The sequence below is a fragment of the Kribbella sp. VKM Ac-2571 genome (genome assembly GCF_004362255.1).
GTDB lineage: Bacteria > Actinomycetota > Actinomycetes > Propionibacteriales > Kribbellaceae > Kribbella > Kribbella pratensis.
In genome coordinates, this window is the sequence record NZ_SNWS01000001.1 from 80,300 (window position 1) to 97,828 (window position 17,529).

General features: G+C 67.9%; 20 protein-coding genes. 16 read left to right on the forward strand and 4 right to left on the reverse strand.

Going from position 1 to position 17,529, the window contains the following annotated elements; all coding sequences use genetic code 11:
• The first annotated feature begins 86 nt into the window (after window positions 1-86).
• The 5 genes from EV651_RS00450 (at window position 87) to EV651_RS00470 (ending at window position 2,664) form a co-directional block, all read left to right on the forward strand.
• Window positions 87-512 carry a thioesterase family protein gene (locus EV651_RS00450; protein ID WP_238156563.1) on the forward strand — a complete coding sequence of 142 codons (426 nt, stop codon included), beginning with the start codon at window positions 87-89 and terminating at the stop codon, window positions 510-512.
• Window positions 509-928: a thioesterase family protein gene (locus tag EV651_RS00455; RefSeq protein WP_133780772.1), complete on the forward strand. Its 420-nt coding sequence runs from the start codon at window positions 509-511 to the stop codon at window positions 926-928. Before EV651_RS00450 ends, EV651_RS00455 begins: the two co-directional genes overlap by 4 nt.
• Before the next feature lie 86 nt (window positions 929-1,014).
• Complete coding sequence (locus EV651_RS00460) at window positions 1,015-1,434, forward strand: globin (protein WP_133780774.1); 420 nt, start codon at window positions 1,015-1,017, stop codon at window positions 1,432-1,434.
• A 26-nt stretch (window positions 1,435-1,460) separates the two neighbouring features.
• Window positions 1,461-1,892 carry an OsmC family peroxiredoxin gene (locus EV651_RS00465; RefSeq protein WP_130381255.1) on the forward strand — a complete coding sequence of 144 codons (432 nt, stop codon included), beginning with the start codon at window positions 1,461-1,463 and terminating at the stop codon, window positions 1,890-1,892.
• A 76-nt stretch (window positions 1,893-1,968) separates the two neighbouring features.
• Window positions 1,969-2,664, forward strand: a complete 696-nt coding sequence (locus tag EV651_RS00470; protein ID WP_133780776.1) for a GNAT family N-acetyltransferase — start codon at window positions 1,969-1,971, stop codon at window positions 2,662-2,664.
• Here the strand turns inward: EV651_RS00470 and EV651_RS00475 are convergent.
• On the reverse strand, window positions 2,612-3,340 hold the full coding sequence (locus EV651_RS00475; protein WP_238156564.1) for a mechanosensitive ion channel family protein: 729 nt from the start codon (window positions 3,338-3,340) through the stop codon (window positions 2,612-2,614). The genes EV651_RS00470 and EV651_RS00475 overlap by 53 nt on opposite strands.
• A gap of 103 nt (window positions 3,341-3,443) precedes the next feature.
• Here EV651_RS00475 and EV651_RS00480 point away from each other — a divergent pair, with 103 nt between their 5' ends.
• From EV651_RS00480 to EV651_RS00510, 7 genes are all read left to right on the forward strand, one after another.
• Window positions 3,444-4,448, forward strand: a complete 1,005-nt coding sequence (locus EV651_RS00480) for a DUF2157 domain-containing protein (protein ID WP_133780781.1) — start codon at window positions 3,444-3,446, stop codon at window positions 4,446-4,448.
• A gap of 53 nt (window positions 4,449-4,501) precedes the next feature.
• On the forward strand, window positions 4,502-6,619 hold the full coding sequence (gene malQ / locus EV651_RS00485; protein ID WP_166658451.1) for a 4-alpha-glucanotransferase: 2,118 nt from the start codon (window positions 4,502-4,504) through the stop codon (window positions 6,617-6,619).
• 117 nt (window positions 6,620-6,736) lie between these two features.
• Window positions 6,737-7,336 carry a lytic polysaccharide monooxygenase gene (locus EV651_RS00490; RefSeq protein ID WP_133780783.1) on the forward strand — a complete coding sequence of 200 codons (600 nt, stop codon included), beginning with the start codon at window positions 6,737-6,739 and terminating at the stop codon, window positions 7,334-7,336.
• A gap of 81 nt (window positions 7,337-7,417) precedes the next feature.
• On the forward strand, window positions 7,418-7,921 hold the full coding sequence (locus EV651_RS00495) for a hypothetical protein (protein WP_133780785.1): 504 nt from the start codon (window positions 7,418-7,420) through the stop codon (window positions 7,919-7,921).
• A gap of 141 nt (window positions 7,922-8,062) precedes the next feature.
• Window positions 8,063-8,353, forward strand: coding sequence for a hypothetical protein (locus tag EV651_RS00500; RefSeq protein ID WP_133780787.1), 291 nt, complete (start codon window positions 8,063-8,065; stop codon window positions 8,351-8,353).
• The gene (locus tag EV651_RS00505) at window positions 8,340-8,741 is read left to right on the forward strand and encodes a DUF5130 family protein (protein ID WP_238156565.1); all 402 of its coding nucleotides are present in this window, start codon (window positions 8,340-8,342) and stop codon (window positions 8,739-8,741) included. Before EV651_RS00500 ends, EV651_RS00505 begins: the two co-directional genes overlap by 14 nt.
• A gap of 1 nt (window position 8,742) precedes the next feature.
• Entirely contained in the window at window positions 8,743-9,333 is a 591-nt protein-coding gene (locus tag EV651_RS00510) for a GNAT family N-acetyltransferase (protein ID WP_133780791.1), read from the forward strand.
• On the opposite strand, the gene EV651_RS00515 is transcribed toward EV651_RS00510, so the two are convergent.
• Window positions 9,315-9,938, reverse strand: a complete 624-nt coding sequence (locus tag EV651_RS00515) for a hypothetical protein (RefSeq protein WP_133780793.1) — start codon at window positions 9,936-9,938, stop codon at window positions 9,315-9,317. The genes EV651_RS00510 and EV651_RS00515 overlap by 19 nt on opposite strands.
• Before the next feature lie 370 nt (window positions 9,939-10,308).
• On the opposite strand from EV651_RS00515, the gene EV651_RS00520 reads away from it, so the two are divergent.
• From EV651_RS00520 to EV651_RS00530, 3 genes are read left to right on the forward strand one after another with little or no spacing between them, the layout of a single operon-like run.
• Window positions 10,309-11,667: a substrate-binding domain-containing protein gene (locus EV651_RS00520; protein WP_166658483.1), complete on the forward strand. Its 1,359-nt coding sequence runs from the start codon at window positions 10,309-10,311 to the stop codon at window positions 11,665-11,667.
• Window positions 11,668-11,704: 37 nt separating this feature from the next.
• Entirely contained in the window at window positions 11,705-12,637 is a 933-nt protein-coding gene (locus EV651_RS00525) for a carbohydrate ABC transporter permease (protein ID WP_133780797.1), read from the forward strand.
• Window position 12,638: 1 nt separating this feature from the next.
• Window positions 12,639-13,526: a carbohydrate ABC transporter permease gene (locus EV651_RS00530; protein ID WP_133780799.1), complete on the forward strand. Its 888-nt coding sequence runs from the start codon at window positions 12,639-12,641 to the stop codon at window positions 13,524-13,526.
• 26 nt (window positions 13,527-13,552) lie between these two features.
• Here EV651_RS00530 and EV651_RS00535 read toward each other — a convergent pair whose 3' ends face one another.
• Window positions 13,553-14,083: a hypothetical protein gene (locus EV651_RS00535; protein WP_133780801.1), complete on the reverse strand. Its 531-nt coding sequence runs from the start codon at window positions 14,081-14,083 to the stop codon at window positions 13,553-13,555.
• 79 nt (window positions 14,084-14,162) lie between these two features.
• Window positions 14,163-16,736: an aminopeptidase N gene (gene pepN / locus EV651_RS00540; RefSeq protein ID WP_133780803.1), complete on the reverse strand. Its 2,574-nt coding sequence runs from the start codon at window positions 16,734-16,736 to the stop codon at window positions 14,163-14,165.
• A 111-nt stretch (window positions 16,737-16,847) separates the two neighbouring features.
• Here pepN and EV651_RS00545 point away from each other — a divergent pair, with 111 nt between their 5' ends.
• Window positions 16,848-17,462 carry a DsbA family protein gene (locus EV651_RS00545; RefSeq protein ID WP_133780805.1) on the forward strand — a complete coding sequence of 205 codons (615 nt, stop codon included), beginning with the start codon at window positions 16,848-16,850 and terminating at the stop codon, window positions 17,460-17,462.
• Window positions 17,463-17,529 lie beyond the last annotated feature (67 nt).

Here is a 17,529-nt window from a genome sequence, read left to right on the forward strand (position 1 = left end):
CACTCCAATCGGTGCACTGGTCTGCCGGGGATGACATTACCCACGCTCCGTCACCCGGGAAGGACCTTGGATGACATGATCGTCGTGTGGATCATCACAACCGCCACGTCTACCACTGCCCGTTGCGCTGGGGCGACATGGACGCGCTCGGACACGTGAACAACGGCCGGTACGTCGACTACCTCCAGGACGCCCGCGTCGATTTCCTGTTCCGGACCGCCAAGGAGCTCGGCGCCGACAACCTCGAGACCGGCCTGCTGGTGGCCCGGCACGAGGTGCAGTACCGCGCGCCGCTGCACTTCCGGCCCGAACCGGTGCGGATCGAGCTCTGGATCAGCGAGATCCGGGCCGCGTCGTTCACAGTCGACTACGAGATCCTCGACGCCGAACCGGAACGCCGTACCTATGTCGAGGCGAAGACCAAGCTGGTCCCGTTCGACTTCGCGGCCAACCGCCTGCGCCGGATCACCCCGGTCGAGCGGACGGCCCTCGAGAAGCTGGTGGGCGCATGACCTTCACCCATCCTGTCCTCGTCAGGTGGTCGGACATCGACTCGTACGACCACGTGAACAACGTGCGGTACTTCGACTACCTGCAGGAGGCGCGGATCGCGTTCCTCGGGCAGGTGATGGAGACCACGGGCGACTTCTTCGCGCAGTACCCGTGCGTGCTGGCCAGCCAGACGGTCGACTACCTGCGGCCGATCCTGCTGCGGCACCCGCCGTACGACGTGGACGTGTGGATCGCATCCGTCGGTACGTCGTCGTACACACTCGGCTCGCGGATCGTCGATCGCAGTGGCGAGTCGGAGGACGTGTATGCCAAGGCGGAGTCGGTGATCGTCGCCGTGGACGGTACGACGCACGCGAAACGACCCCTCGGAGACCCCGAACGGGCAGCCCTGCTCAAGCATCTTGTGACCACTTGAGAGACTAGGTCCGAGATGAGCGAGCGAACAAAAAGCAGAGTTGAGCCGCTCAGGCGTGCCGGAGCCGAGCGAAGCGAGGCGGAGGCATGACTGAGCAGCAGAGCTTCTACGACGCCGTCGGTGGGGCGGAGACCTTCCATCGATTGGTGGCAGCGTTCTACCGCGGTGTTGCCGCCGACCCGGAACTGCGGGCGATGTACCCGGAGGAGGACCTCGGCCCGGCCGAGGTGCGCTTCCGGATGTTCCTGGAGCAGTACTGGGGCGGCCCCAAGACATATTCCGAGCAGCGTGGGCACCCGCGGCTGCGGATGCGGCACGCCCCGTTCGCCGTCACCCCGGCCGCGCGGGACCGCTGGCTCGGCCACATGCGGGCCGCGCTCGACGAGATCGGCCTGTCCCCGGAGCGGGACGAGGAGATCTGGCGCTACATGGTGATGGCCGCGCACAGCATGGTGAACACCGACGAACCGCAGTACCCGGGCGCGATCGACGTGTCCGGCCGCTGAACCTTCTTCTAAGGAGAAACACGAGCATGGCTGCTACCCGTACCGCCAAGGCCCACTGGGAAGGCTCGCTGCTGGAGGGCGGCGGTCAGGTCAACCTGGAGTCGTCCGGGCTGGGCTCCTTCGACGTGACCTGGGCCGCGCGCACCGAGCCGGAGGCGAGCGGCCGGACCAGCCCCGAGGAGCTGCTCGGCGCCGCGCACTCGGCGTGCTTCTCGATGGCGCTGTCGCACGCGCTCGCGCAGGCCGGCAACCCGCCGGCGTCGCTGGACACCCAGGCCGACGTGACCTTCCAGCCCGGTGAGGGCATCACCGGTATCAAGCTGTCCGTGAACGGCAACGTCCCCGGTCTTACCGCCGACGAGTTCGCCGAGTTCGCCGAGGGCGCGAAGAAGAACTGCCCGGTCTCGCAGGCCCTGACCGGCACGACCATCACCCTGGACGTCACCTTCACCGCCTGAACCTCCGGCCCGAACGCCTCCCGCGCAGAGTCTGCGCGGGAGGCGTTTTGTCGGTGGGGCGATGCAGACTCTGCGCATGTTTGATGCGTTGCTCGACAATCACCTCGCGTTCCTGGCTGCCCATCGCGGTTCGGTGCGGCAGTCTGCCGAGGCGATCGAGGTGGTGGGGGAGTCCGACGAGTTCTCGGCGTGGATCCCGCTCTCGTCGGACGTGGAGGTTCCGGCTGAGGTGCGGACGGTTCGGCTCGTGCCCGGGAGTGGGGAGGGCTGGGAGGACCGGCTGGTTGCGGCGGGGTTCGAGGCCGCCGAGGTGCTGGTGCACATGGAGGCTCCGGCCGGGTCAGCGGTTGGGGAGCTGGTGGAGCCGATCGGCTCGGAGGCGGACGCGCTGGGGTTCGCCGAGGTGCAGTGTGCGGCGTTTCTCGAGGTGGAAGAGCCGGACTACGACAGGTGGCAGCAGATGTTCGTCAAGCAGGCCGTGCAGAACTACCAGGAGCCGGACCAGTCGCTATACCTGCTCCGCGTGAACGGTGATCCGGCGTCCATCACGCTGGTACTGCGGACCGGGTCGGTCGCCGGCGTCTACGCGGTCGCGACCAAACCGCAGTACCGCGGCCGTGGTCTGGCGACGCGGCTGCTCGCGCAGGCGCGCCGGGACGCGGCCGGTGGGCGGCTCACCCTGCAGGTGGTCGTGGGTTCGGACGCCGAGCGCCTGTACCTCAGCCTCGGCTTTCGTCCTGCTTACCGCTCGCCACATTTTCGTCGGTCTTGACCTCTTCTTCCTTCTCGGTGGCGGAGCCGACACCGGAGGAGGCGCCGCTGTTCGGGTCGCGACTGGTCAGGTTGCCGACCCGGAGCACCTCGCCGTTGCGGACGTACCAGGTGGTGCCGTCCTCGCCGCGCAAGGTGGTGATCCGCAGTCCCACCGCGACCACGACGCCGGTCGCCTTCTCCATGTCGATCAGGTCGCCGACGCCGTACTGGTCCTCGAAGATCATGAACACGCCGGCCAGGAAGTCCTTCACGAGCGTCTGCGCGCCGAACCCGAGCGCCACGCCGATGATGCTCGCGGACGCGATCACCGGCATGATGTTGAAGCCGAGCTCGGCGAGCACCATCACCACCAGGACGGCGCTCAGCACGATGGTGACCGCACTGCACAGCAGCGACGCGATCGTCTCCGCGCGCTGGGTCCGGCGCTCGGTGGCGAGCGTGCTCTCCACGAATCCCTGGCCGATCTTCGACTTGGCCAGGACACCGGCCACGGTGCCGTTGCCGGTGCGCCGGGCGAACCGCCGGATCACCTTGTGCAGCAGCCAGCGGAGCACGAAGAAGCCGATGATCAGGCCGGCGATCCGGGCGGGCACGACCACGACCTGGTCGGTCACCTCCAGCTTGCCGTCGTTGCCGGTCCGGAAGAACGTCGGAAACGAGTCTGGCAGGCTCACCAACGGTGAAAACAGGGGGTGACTGGTCAAGGACACAAGGTAGCTGGTCAGAATAGGCATCTCGCCGCCTGATGTTAGTGGGCAGACAAGGAGACGGAAAAGCATGTCGAGCCGGCTGGACGACGAGCTTTCCAGGCTCGTGAGCGCTGGTGTGTTGCGCCAGTACCAGGCCGACTCGATCCGGGATGCTGCCGACGCGGAGATCGACGCGGCGCTCGCCGACCCGGGCCGGCCGCGCCCGCCGCAGGAGCCTGAGGGGCCTGCGCCGGCCGACGCGGAGCCGCCGCCCGCGGTGGGCCACACCAGTGCGCTGGTCGAGGTGTTCGGCTACATCGGCGGCGCACTGCTGCTCGGTGCGGTCGCGCTCCTGACCTTGGCGAACTGGGGTGAGATGGGTCGCGCCGCGCGGATCACCACCGGTGCGGCGGCCGCGGTCGCCCTGCTCGGTTCGGCCGTGGTGCTGGCGCTGCTACGGCGGCGGGAGCAGCTGAGTTCGGCGCTCGCCGCCCTGGGGTGTTGCGTGGCCGGGTTCGCGACGTTCGTGGCGATCGAGGGGGAGGCCGGGCGGGTCGTCGGGGTGGCGGTCGCGCTCGCGCTGGCTGCCGGTGGATTGTGGTGGCTCAAGCAGCCTTCGTTGCTTGTGGCAACGTTTGGGATCCTGGCCGTGGGTGTGTTGGTGATCACGGCAGATGTCCTCACTCCGGACACCGGATCGGCCGCCAACAGCGCAGGGATCGCTGGGACCGGTTTCATCCTCGTGGCGTTCGTGTTCGCGATGCTGGGTCTGGTCCGCGATCAGGTGACGTCGTGGTCACTGGCCGGAGCGGCCATGTTCAGCTCCTCGATCTGCTGGCTGGTGCAGGAGCGCGGCGAGATCATGGCGCTGGCTGTCGGTACGGCGGGACCGGCGGCGTTGCTGGTCGCGTACGGGCGGACACGGCGTTCGGCGTACGCCGTGGTGGCCTGCTCGATCCTCCTCGTCATCTGGCCGACCGCCCTGTATCAGCTGACCGACAACCTGGCCGGCGTGGCCATCGGCCTCGTCGTAGCCAGCGGAGTCCTCCTGCTCGCCGTACTGATGCTGAGCCGCCGCCCGTCGAACGAGTAACGCAACGCGCGCCGTTTGGCCGTTGGCGTGGTTGATGCGGCAGACTCGCTGGGGTGACTGCTCCCACTCCGGACCTTGTCGAGCTAGCGGTCGCCCATGGCGTGGCGACGGAGTACTGGAACTGGCAGGGCGAGCATGTGATCGTCTCCAGTGAGGTCGTGGCCGACGTGCTCGCGGCACTCGGTGTGGACGCGTCGACACCGGAGAAGGCAGCCCTGGCGCTGGCGGAGCATCAGCAGGCGCGCTGGCGTCGTACGTTGCCTGCCACAGTGGTGATGCGGGAGGGCTGGACCCCGTGGTTCGCCGTACACCTGCCACACGGGTCGTCCGCGGAGGTGTGGGTCGACCTCGAGGACGGCGGTCAGCGGCGGGACATCCCGCAGCAGGACCGCTGGGTCGAGCCGGAATGGGTCGACGGCGTACAGGTCGGTGAGGCGACGTTCCAGCTGCCGGGGGACCTGCCGCTCGGTTACCACCGGCTGTGTGCGCGGATCGGTACCAACCCGGAGATTTCGGTCAGCACGCTGATCGTCACGCCGGCGAAACTGGAGCCGGAGAACCTGCACCGCACCTGGGGCTGGGTGCTGCAGCTGTACTCCGTTCGCTCCCGGCGCTCCTGGGGCATCGGCGATCTGCACGACCTGGCCGACCTGGCTGCCTGGTCGGCGCATGATCTGGGTGCCGGTTTCGTACTGGTGAACCCGCTGCACGCTGCGGAGTTGGCGGGCCGCATGGAGCCCTCGCCGTACCTGCCGGCGTCGCGGCGGTTCGCGAACCCGATCTACCTGCGCATCGAGGACATCGAGGAGTACGGCGACCTAGCCCCGGCGGAACGGGATCGGGTCCGGACGCTGGCCCTGCAGGCGCGGGCGCTCAGTGAGGACTCGACGGCGCTTGACCGGGACACGGTGTGGGCGGCGAAGCGTGAGGCACTACAGGTGCTGTTCCGCGTACAGCCGTCGGTCGGGCGGATTGCGGAGTACGGCGCGTACTGCGACCGGGAGAGCCAGGGGCTGATCGACTTCGCCACCTGGGCCGCGATCGCCGACGTCCACGGGCCGGAGTGGAGCAAGTGGCCCGAGGAGCTGCAGGAACCGGCGACACCGGAGGTCGTTGCCTTCCGCAACGAGAACCCGGATGCGGTGGAGTTCCACTGCTGGCTCCAGTGGCAGCTCGACGAGCAGCTCGCGCGGACACAGGCCCGTGCGAAGGCGGCCGGCATGTCCCTGGGCGTCGTACACGACCTGGCCGTCGGTGTGCATCCGGACGGCGCGGACGCGTGGGCGCTGCAGAACGTGCTGGCGCCGAACATCCATGTGGGTGCGCCGCCGGACGCGTTCAACCAGCAGGGGCAGGACTGGTCGCAGCCGCCGTGGCGGCCCAACGCGCTGGCTGAGACCGGGTACGCCGCCTGGCGGGACCTGGTGCGTGCGGTGATGCGGCACGGTGGCGGGTTGCGGATCGACCACATTCTCGGGATGTTCCGGCTGTGGTGGGTGACGTCGCCGGAGCGGCCTACCGAGGGCACCTACGTGCGGTACGACCACGAGGCGCTGATCGGCATCCTGGTGCTGGAGGCGCAGCGGGCCGGCGTGACGGTGATCGGCGAGGACCTGGGCACCGTAGAGCCCTGGGTGCGGGACTACCTGACCGAGCGCGGCATTCTCGGTACGTCGGTGTTGTGGTTCGAGCGGGATGCCGACGGGAAGCCGCTGGCGCCGGAGCGGTGGCGGGAGCTGTGCCTGGCCACTGTCACGACCCACGACCTGCCGCCGACGGCCGGGTACCTCGCAGGCGATCACGTGGAGCTGCGGAACCGTCTTGGTCTGTTGACTCGCCCTGTGGAGGAGGAGCTCGCGGTCGACGAGGCGGACCGTGACGCCTGGCTCAACGCGCTCCGCGAACGCCATCTGCTCAGCAACACCGACGGCGACGTCGCGCGGATCGTCGAGGCCCTGCACCGGTACGTCGCCCACACGCCGGCCAAGCTCGTCGGTGTCGCGCTGACGGATGCGGTCGGGGAGCGGCGTACTCAGAACCAGCCCGGCACCACGGACGAGTACCCGAACTGGCGGGTGCCGCTCGGCGGGCCGCAAGGCGAGCCCCTGCTGATCGAGGACCTGCCGAACAACCAGCGCCTCCGTCGGCTGATCGGCTCGCTGAATATCTAGCGTTCCGTATTCACCCGCTCACGAACCGTTGACAATAGATTCGAACGGTTGTTTTCTATTGAGCAGGAGAGGCGCCCTTCCTTCACTGTCCACCGCCCCAACAGTGCAGGAGTTCGCATGCTGCGACAACGGAAACTCAGCATGGCCGGAATTGCCGTCGGAGCATTCGCCCTGACGGTGTGTACGTCGGTTCCGCTCGCCTACGGCCACGGGTACACCACCGGGCCGGTCAGCCGGGCCAAGAACTGTCAGGACGGGGTCGTCGCGAACTGCGGGCAGATCCAGTGGGAGCCGCAGAGTGTCGAGGGCCCCAAGGGGTTCCCGCAGAGCGGGCCAGCGGATGGGAAGCTCTGCTCGGCAGGGCTCGGTCAGTTCGCTGAGCTCGACGACCAGCGCGGCGGGGCCTGGCCGGCCACGCAGCTCCAGGGTGGCCAGGGATTCACGTTCTCGTGGCACCTGACCGCGGCGCACTCGACCACCGACTTCAAGTACTACATGACCAAGCAGGGCTGGGATCCGACGCAGCCGCTGACGCGGTCCGCACTCGACCTGAATCCGTTCCTCACGGTCTCGATGAACGGCGCCCGGCCGCCGAGCGACGTGTCGCACCCGGGAACGATCCCGACCGGTCGGTCCGGGCGGCACATGATCCTTGCGGTCTGGACCATCGCCGACACCGCGAACGCCTTCTACCAGTGCTCGGATGTTAATTTCTGATTCAACCTGAGGTTTCGCCAATAACTTTCTTGGGCAGTGCACTCCTTGAAATAACCGCCCCATATTTCAAGGAGTGTCCCCATGAAGTCATTGCTTCGTCGCGTCGCCGTACCTCTCGTCGCCGTCGTCGTCGGCCTGCTGCCCGGCGTGGTGGCGGTCGAGCAGGCGTCCGCCCTGACCAAGCTGACGCACTCGCAGGCGACCTCGATCTTCCGGGCCGCCGGCATCACCTGGTCGTCCAGCGGTGGCTGCTCCGACCGCTACAACTCCACTTGTACGTCGTTCGAGCAGATCAACGACAGCACCGTGTACGGCGTGCGCACGCTGAAGACCTCCAGTGGGTGCGCGGTCAACATCACCGGTGGTACCGAGGTGGGCCACGCCAGCGGCACGTACAGCCACTGGAACGGGTACAAGGTCGACATCTCGAAGTACACGTGTGTCGGGAACTACATCCACAACACGTTCACCCGGATCGCGAACCGCGGCGACGGCGCCGCCCAGTGGCGCTCGGGCGCCGGCAACATCTACGCCGACGAAGGAAGCCACTGGGACATCACCTACTACAACTGCGGCGGCTGCTGACAAGAACAACAAGCACCGCGCTCCGCGCGGGTTGTGGTGGAGGACTGCGGCGGCTGCTAGCCGCTGTGCTTGTTGGGAGGGGTTGCTGCTTGTGGCGGCCCCTCCTGCAGGGTCAGGTGTGGAGGTACTAGGCTTCGGGCCGTGATTGTCGAATTGTCCGGGCACTCGTTGCTGGTGTTCGTCGGGATTCCTGTGCTGGTCATCGCCGTGCTGGCGCTGCTGGTGTTCGCGTCGTCGATCGCGAACGGGCCGCGGTACCGCCCGGGCCTGTCGTGGTGGGCCCCGCCGGTCTGGATCAACGGACCGTCGGCGACCAAGCCGGACCCGGCCAACCTGCCCGAGCTGCCTGAGCTGAACAGCGCGCCCGGTTCCACCGCGACTGCCGCCACCGGCGTCGCCCGCACGCTCGGAGGCGCAAGTGCCAGCTGGTGACGCATTCACCCCGGACCAGCTCTACGACATCGAGAAGGCCGTCCGGTACGCCGAGGAGACCTCCGGCCTGCACTTCTCGGTGTACGTCGGCGGCGCGGACTCGGAGACCCGCCCGTTCGCCATCGAGCTGCTGAACGAGCTGGACGACCCGGACCGCTCGGTCCTGGTGTACGTCGACCCGGCCGGCCGGCGTCTCGAGATCGTCATCGGCGAGCTGGCCAAGCGGCAGCTGTCGGACTCGTCCGCGGGTCTGGCCGCACTCACGATGCAGACGTCGTTCGCCACCGGCGACCTGACCGGCGGCCTCGTCACCGGTGTGCAGCAGCTGGGCACGCACGCGCATCAGCCGCCGATGCTGCACGCCAACGACGAGGCGCACAAGCTCTGACGTGCCTGCCCTGGAGCCGCATCGCATCGACCTGGGCGACGTAGTACTCCGCCCGTTCGTGGCGTCCGACGAGCCCGCGGTGGCGCTGGCCCTGCAGGACCCGGGGATCCTGCGCTGGACCGCGGGTACGGCAGTGATCAGCTCACCCGCCGACAAGCGTGCCCGCCGCTGGCTGGAGCCCCGCATCGACGGCTGGGCGCGCGGCAACGCGATCTTCGCGATCGCCGACGCCGAGACCGATCAGGTGATCGGCAACGTGGCACTCCGGGACGTCCACCGCGTGCCCGACCAGGCCGTCGCGGCGTACTGGGTGAGTCCGCTGGCCCGTGGCCGCCGGCTGGGCGCCCGCGCGCTCGACGCGGCCGCGCGGTGGGCCTTCACGAGCGGCCTACGGCTGCACCGCATCTCGCTCGACCATTCACTGGTCAACGAGGGGTCGTGTCACGTCGCACTGCGCGCCGGGTTCCAGTTGGAAGGCGTGATGCGCGACTACTACGTCGAGGTGACGGGGCAGCGCCATGACTCGCACCTGCACGCCCGGCTGGCGACGGACCCAGCACCTTACCTAGGAACTCAGCCTGCTGGTTCGTAGGTCGGGCAGGCGCTCTGGTACGCCGCCTGCGTGCGCGGATCCAGGCACAGGTTGAGGATCTGCTCCGAGGACGTGCCCGGGCCGAGGTACACCACCCAGGTGCCGGTGACCGGCGCCAGCGAGCTGTTGGTGATGCCCGGGTAGTGACCGTCGACCAGCATGGCCTTCGCCGGGATACCGGCCCGCGTGATCTTGGCTGCGGTGTCCTTGGCCGTCTCACCCGCGTCGGCCGGGTACTTGTCCAGCATCGCGATCCACTGGCCGTGCTTGAACTTCGGCGAGGTCGGACCGGTGTTCACAGGCGGCGGTGTGGTCGGCTGAGCCTTCGTCGTCGGGTTCGGCGCCGCAGCGGACACCGGCGGCTTGCGGTCCGCCTTCGTGGCGCTCCCAGTGGCGCTGGTGGTCGGCTCGGCCGGTGCGGCGGCGCCGTTGTCGGTGCCCGAACCCATCCGGAGCCCGTCGGCCGGCGAATCCGACGCCGTACCGCGGGTGAGGATGAACGCGAACACCGCGACCATCGCCAGGCCGGCCACGATGGCCGCTCCGATGGCACTGTGCGAACGCTGTGCGCGTGCGCGTGGCTTGCGGTGGTCGACGCGTGTCACGGCAAGGGCCCCTCCCCAGACACCCTGGATGGATATATCCGGTGCAGCTTAAACCCAAGGGCGGAAGAAATGAGGCTCTTTCACGTGGCGAGAATCTCCTTCTCCACAAGGGAATCGCGTACCGCGTATGCCGTCTCACTGCCCGTCGACAAACAATCGCTTGAACTCACAGGGAGCGGTCGAGCCGCCACTGTTCGGAGCCAGGGCTTACGTTCCGGTTCACCGATCGAACGGAGAAGTACCTGTCGTCCGGCTTGGCCCTCCGCCCAGCCGGGTACCTGCGGGTGCACAGCGGCATGGAGCAAATGTGGGCACTCACCTGGTGGTGCGTGAACGCCTCCTGATCGCGTCCTCACTTCGGAGGTGGCGCATGGGTAGGCAGGATCAAAATGGCTGGCGGCCGACACCTTCGATGTCCCGCCGGAGCCTCCTGAAGGGTGCGGTTGCTGCGGCGGGCGGATTGACGGTGGCCGGCTGCAGCACGCTGAGCGCCGGCCTGGCCGGCTCCGACGTCGCACCGGGCACCGTCGACTACTGGAACCTGTTCGGTGGCGGCGACGGGGTCCGGATGCAGCAGATGCTCGACCAGTTCCAGCAGACGCATCCGGCGCTCGGACTGCAGGCGGTCACCCTGCAGTGGGGCAATCCCTATTACACGAAGCTCGCGCTCGCGACGGTCGGTGACAAGCCACCAGATGTGGCGGTTTCCCACCTGTCACGGGTCCCGACGCTCGTCAGCGCCGGCTTGGTGCAGAGCCTTGAGCCGTCCGATCTCGAGGCGCACGGCATGACGCCCGACAAGTTCAGTCAGAGCGCGTGGGAAGGCTGCCAGGTCGACGGCAAGACCTATGCGATCCCCCTCGACACCCATCCGTTCGTGCTGTTCTACAACACCGACATCTGCAAGAAGGCGGGCCTGCTCGGCGCCGACGATCAACTGGTCTCCTTGAACAGTCCGGATCGGCTGGTCGATGCTCTGACCAAGGCGAAGCAGGTCTCCGGCGCGTGGGGTGGCGTGACCGCGGTGAACGGGGACACGGCCACGAACTGGCGGATGTTCCAGTCCTGGTACGCGCAGCTCGGCGGAGAGGTCCTCAAGAACGACGGGACCGAGGTCGTCCTGGACGACGACAAGGCGCTGCGGGTCCTCGAGTACCTGAAGCGCTTGTCGGTGGACACCAAACTGATGCCGAGCAGTGTCGACTACCAGGGCGCCGTCGCGCTCTTCGCCAGCGGCAAGGCCGGGTTCTACATGCAGGGTGAGTGGGAGATCACGACGTTCCAGACGGCCAAGACGCCGTTCTCCATGACGCTGTTCCCGAATGTGTTCGGCGGTGACAGGTACGCCGTGCAGGCCGACCGGCACACGCTGATCGTGCCCAACCACGGGGGACGCGAGCCTCGACGTACGGACCGAGCACTTATTCTTGTCCGATCGCTCCTCGACCAGAGCCTCACCTGGGCCAAAGGCGGCCACGTGCCGGCTTGGCTGCCGGTCAAGGACGGCACTGAATACAAGGCCCTCCGCCCGCAGTCCAACTACGCCTCTGCCGCGGACGCCGCGGTCCTCGACCCGCCGGCCTGGTACTCCGGATCAGGTTCGAACTTCGAGATCGTCGTCGGCTCGGCCGTCGCCACGGTGCGCAGCGGTCAGGCCGCACCGGACGCCGCACTCAAGAAGCTCAGGCAGGACCTTCAGGTTCTCGCCGACACCCCGCCGCCCACGTGATGCGCGGCCGCCTCCATCCAGCACAGGAGGACCTGTCATGACAACTCAGACAATCGCCCGGCCGGAGACAGCCGAGCCGGCCGCCCCGACCCCGCGGCCTCGTGGGCAAGGCCGGGAGGCCTGGTGGTTCCTTGCGCCGTTCCTGGTGCTCTACGCCCTCTTCGTGATCGGGCCGATGCTGTATGCGCTCGTCATGAGCTTCTTCAACTCGAGCCTGGTCAGAGGGGGCCTCGGCAAGTTCCTCGGCCTCCGCAACTACGCAGAGGCCTTGAGCAGCGACGCTTTCTGGTCGTCGTTGTGGCACACGATCTGGTTCACGATCCTGACGACCCCACCGCTGGTCGTGCTGGCGTTCGTCTTCGCGCTGCTGGCCGACCGCATGGGTCGCAGCCGCTGGTTCTTCCGCTTCGCGTTCTTCGCCCCGTACGTCGTCCCCTCGGCCGTCATGGCACTGATCTGGACCTGGATCTACACCCCGGCGATCGGGCTGGCGAGTGACTGGTTGACCAGGATCGGAGTGACACCGCCGGACTGGCTCGGCGACCCCAAGTGGGCGATGATCTCGATCGCCGTCGCCACCGTGTGGTGGACCTTGGGGTTCAACTTCGTGCTCTACCTCGCCGGTATGCAGGACATCCCCCGCGATCTCTACGAATCCGCGTCGATCGACGGTGCCGGACCGTGGCGGCAGATCACCGGCATCACGATCCCGATGCTCGGGCGGACCACGACCCTGGTCGCCGTCCTGCAGGTGATCGCGTCACTGAAGATCTTCGACCAGATCTTCATCATGACCCAGGGCGGACCGGACTTCAGTACCCGTCCGGCCCTGGAATACCTCTACGACGTCAGCTTCACGGACCTCCGAACCGGCTACGGCGCCGCCGTGTCGATGCTGTTCTTCGTCGTCGTGCTGATCGTCTCCTTCGTCTGGCTTTCGATCGTCCGCCGGCAGGAGAGGAGCGCCTGAGATGGCCACGGATACTGCTGCCACCGTCGGGACGCGCGCAGCGCCCGCCCGATCGGCCGCGTACGACCGCCGGTACAGGTTGTTCAACTGGATCTGCTTCGCTGTGCTGCTCGTCTTCGCGCTCATGTGGCTGGTGCCGTTGGCGTGGGCGATCGACACGTCGCTCAAGCCCAACGCCGAGACGACGAAGGTTCCTACGACCTGGTTCATCGAGAACCCGACGTTCGAGTCGTACCGGACGACGCTGAACCAAGGGGACATGCCGAAGTGGCTGGCTTCGAGCTTGATCACGTCCGTCGCGGTCGCGGCGGGAACCGTGATCACCGCGAGCATGGCTGCCTACGCACTGTCCCGCCTGCGGTTCCGGGGCCGTCAGTTCGTCTTCGTACTCATCCTGGCCGGCATCATGATCCCCGGCCAGGTGCTCATCGTGCCGCTGTTCCGCGAAATGGACGCGTTGCGCCTGCTGAACACCTACTGGGCCGTGATTCTGCCCCAGATTCCGACGGCGATCGCCGTGTTCATTTTCAAACAGTTCTTCGACGGACTCCCCAAGGAACTGGAGGAGGCGGCCCGGGTGGACGGCGCGTCAGCCTGGCATGTCTACAGCCGGCTCGTCCTTCCGCTCGCGCGCCCGGTGATCTCCGCGGTCGCGATCTTCACCTTCATCTGGGCCTGGAACAACCTGCTCTGGCCGCTGCTGGTGCTCACCAACCCGAACCTGATGACGGTCCCGGTCGGTCTGGCCACGGTGCAGGGCACCTACGGGATCCGGTACGCCGATGTGATGGCCTCGTCGGTCCTCGGTGGGCTTCCCCTGCTCGCGGTCTTCCTGCTCTTCCAGCGCAGGATCGTCGAAGGAATCGCAGGAACCGGCCTGAAGGGATGACGCTGCCGCGGAACGTCGCCCGGAAACTAGGTGCCGGAGGGGATGCCGTTGGGGTGCGGTTCCGGGCGGGTGTCCAGGGCGTCGTCGAGCCAGGAATCGACGTCCACGTCGGCGGACAGGATGTGCTTGACGTACGACGCGCGCTCGTGGCTGAGCACCTCCAACTCCCACACGCACGGAGCAGCGCCGATCGGAGCCGGCCGGAGGTCGTCGGCGTCCATGCCGCTGAAGATGCTCAGGCGGGACTGGAAGTCCTTCGCCCAGCTCTGCACCACCAGGTAGACGCCGTCGTCGCCGAGGTGCAGTACGACGACGCCCAGTCCGACGGACCCCATCGCGTCGTCGAACTCGAGTTGCCGCGTGGCAGTTGTACGGGCGATATCGACCATCTGGTCGTCCCACTGCCGTCCGCGTGCTGTGACGACGTACGGCTTCACGAGGCGGTTGGCGTAGCGCCAGGGCATCAGCGGGGTGACTGGACGCGGTCGGTACGCGTCTGCGAGTCCGGTCAGCGCAACAGCTGCCGCACCGGCCAGGGCGGGGTCAGAGGCGGGCACCGGTCCAGTCTTACCGCACTGCGAGGTTCAACGCGACAGGGCCGGTCTCGGATGAGACCGGCCCTGTCGGAGACGTCGATCAGGCGACGCTGTCCTGCGCCTGCGCGGCGATCGCGCGGGTCAGGTCCGCCTGGGCCTCGGTGACGTACCGGAGCGTCGGAGCATCCACGGACGACGACTCCGCGGCCAGCCAGCCGGTCAGCGCGTCCAGCGCCGTCTGGTCGGCCAGGTGCCGCGGCGACAGGTACACGAGCACGTTCTCGCCCATCGATGAGCCCAGCCGGGTGTACACGTCCTTGGCCGCGTTCAGGTACTTGTCGACGTACGGCCGCAGCAGGTCCTCCTGGCCCGGCTGCTGGAAGCCGAGGATGGTCCGGAACTGGGTCTCGTTCGGAGTGTCCTCGGACTCGACGGCGATCCGCCAGGCCTCTTCCTTCGCCTCCGCGGTCGGCCGGGCGGCGCGCGCCTGGGCGGCCCGCTCCTGACCGGTGATCGTGGTGTCGCGGGTCAGCTCGTCGTCGATCTCGGCCGCACCGATGCGGCCGAGCCGGGACAGTGCAACGATCAGCGTCCAGCGCAGGTCGGTGTCGACGGCCAGACCCTCCGGCAGGTCGCGACCCTCCAGCCACCCGGCGAGCCGGTCGGCGCCGGCGTCCGAGAACACCGCCGAGCTGTAGGCCCGGACGAACGCGAGCTGGTGGTCGCTGCCCGGCTCGGCGTCGGTGACGAGACCGGCCAGCGCCTCCTCGAACTGCGCGCGCAGGGCGGGCCGGTTCTGCGGGGCGGCGTACTGGTTGATGGCGCTGCTCGCCTGGTTGAGCAGGGAGCGGACACCGGTCAGGTCGGTCTCGGCCCGGATGCCGCGCAGCACGATGCCGACGTACTGGCTGGCCGGCATCTCCGCGTCCCGGGTCATGTCCCACGCCGAACCCCAGGCGAGCGCCCGCGGCAACGACTCGGTGAGCTGGTCGATCGACTCCACCAGCGTCGCCCGCGACCGCTCGTCCAACCGGATCTTCGCGTAGGTGAGGTCGTCGTCGTTCAGCAGCACCAGGTCCGGCTGGGTCGCGCCGGTGAGCTCGGGGAGCTCGGTCCGCGGCCCGTCGATGTCCACCTCGAACCGCTCGGTCCGGACCAGGCCCTCCTCGGTACGCCGGTACAGGCCGACCGCGAGCCGGTGCGGCCGCAGGACCGGGAACTTCTCGTTCGCGGTCTGCTCGATCGCGAACGAGGTGAACGCGCCCTGGTCGTCGACGGCGAAGTCGGCGCGCAGGGTGTTCACCCCGGCGGTCCGCAGCCACCGCTCGGTCCAGTCGTCGAGGTCGCGGCCGGACGCCTTCTCCAGCGGCTTCAGCAGGTCGGCCAGCTCGGTGTTGCCGAACGCGTGGTCGTGGAAGTACTCCTTCAGTGCGGTGACGAAGGTCTCCTCACCGACGAACGCGACCAGCTGGCGCAGCGTCGACGCGCCCTTGGCGTAGGTGATGCCGTCGAAGTTCACCTCGACCGCGTGGAAGTCGATCATGTCCGCGGCGATCGGGTGCGTCGACGGCAGCTGGTCCTGCCGGTACGCCCAGTTCTTGCGGGCGTTGCAGAACGTCGTCCACGCGTCGGAGTACTTCGTCGTCGCGACCACCTGGGCCCAGTGGCTGGCCCACTCGGCGAACGACTCGTTCAGCCACAGGTCGTCCCACCAGGTCATCGTCACCAGGTCGCCGAACCACATGTGCGCCAGCTCGTGCAGCACGGTGTTGGCGCGGGCCTCCAGCTCCGCGTGCGTCGTACGGCTGCGGAACAGGTACTCGTCCCGGAGCGTCACGCAGCCCGCGTTCTCCATCGCGCCCATGTTGTACTCCGGCACGAAGGCCTGGTCGTACTTGTGGAACGGGTACGGCGTACCGAACGCCTCCTCGAACAGCGCGAAGCCCTGCTTGGTGACCTCGAACAGGTCCTCGACGTCCAGCGCCTCCTTCAGCGACGGACGGCACAGCAGCGACAACGGGTACGTCCCGTGCGGACCCTCGTACACGTCCGTCACGACGTGGTACGGACCCGCGACGACGGCGGTGATGTACGTCGAGATCCGCTCGGTCGGCGGGAACTCCCAGCGGGCCAGCTCCTCGCCGTTCGGACCGGCGTACGGCGTGGGCTCCGGGGTCGGGGCGTTCGAGATGACGACCCAGCGGGCCGGTGCGGAGACGGTGAAGGTGAACGGGGCCTTGAGGTCGGGCTGCTCGAAGGTGGCGAACACCCGGCGGGCGTCCGGCACCTCGAACTGGGTGTAGAGGTAGGTCTCCTTGTCGGCCGGGTCGACCGAGCGGTGCAGCCCTTCACCGGTCCGTGAGTACAGGCAGTCGGCCACCACGGTGAGCTCGTTGCGCTCGGCCAGCCCGTCGAGCTGGATGCGGGCGCCGTCGTAGACGACCTCCGGGTCGAGGGCGACGCCGTTCAGCGTCACCTCGCGAACCTTGTCCGCGATCAGGTCGGCGAACGTGCTCGCGCCGGCGGTGGCTGCGAAGGTGATGGTGGTCACCGACGGGTACGTCGGGGCGCCACTCGGGGCGTTGGCCAGATCGAGCTCGACGGCGTAGCTCACGTCACTGACCACGCCCGCACGGGAACGCGCCTCGTCGCGCGTCAGGTTGGTTCCAGGCATGTCGGCATCCTATGCACCTGGCTGACGGCTTGGGTGCGGGTTTCCCCCCGACCCTGGGTATTGGATACCGAGTCGGTATAACCGTTTCTTCAACTTTGTATGATGGTGAATATGACTGCCTCTGCCGATTTCTGGTTCGACCCGGCCTGCCCCTGGGCCTGGATGACGTCCCGCTGGATGCTCGAGGTCGAGCAGGTCCGGGATGTGAAGACGACCTGGCACGTGATGAGCCTGGCCGTGCTGAACGACGGTCGCGACGAATTGCCCGACGAGTACAAGAATTTCCTGGCCAACGCGTGGGGCCCGGTCCGCGTGCTGATCGCGGCCGAGCAGGCGCACGGCAACGACGTACTGCTGCCGCTCTACACCGCACTCGGCACCCGCATCCACGTCGAGGGCCGAGGTGTCGGCGACGGCAAGGGCGACGTGGTGAAGGAGGCGCTCGCCGAGGTCGGGCTGCCGGCGTCGCTGATCGACGCGGCCGACACCGACCGCTATGACGACGCGCTGAAGAAGTCGCACCACGCGGGTATGGACCAGGTCGGTATGGAGGTCGGTACGCCGGTGATCTCGGTGGAAGGCACCGCGTTCTTCGGCCCGGTGGTGACGCCGGCGCCCAAGGGCGAGGCGGCCGGCAAGCTCTGGGACGGTGTCCGCCTGGTGGCCGGCACCGAGGGCTTCTTCGAGATCAAGCGCACCCGGGACCGCGGCCCGATCTTCGACTGACGGTTCAGGGCTTGAACTGGAGCCGCGCGGCCGGTGAAAGTTGCTCACTCAGGAATCCGTCCAGTTG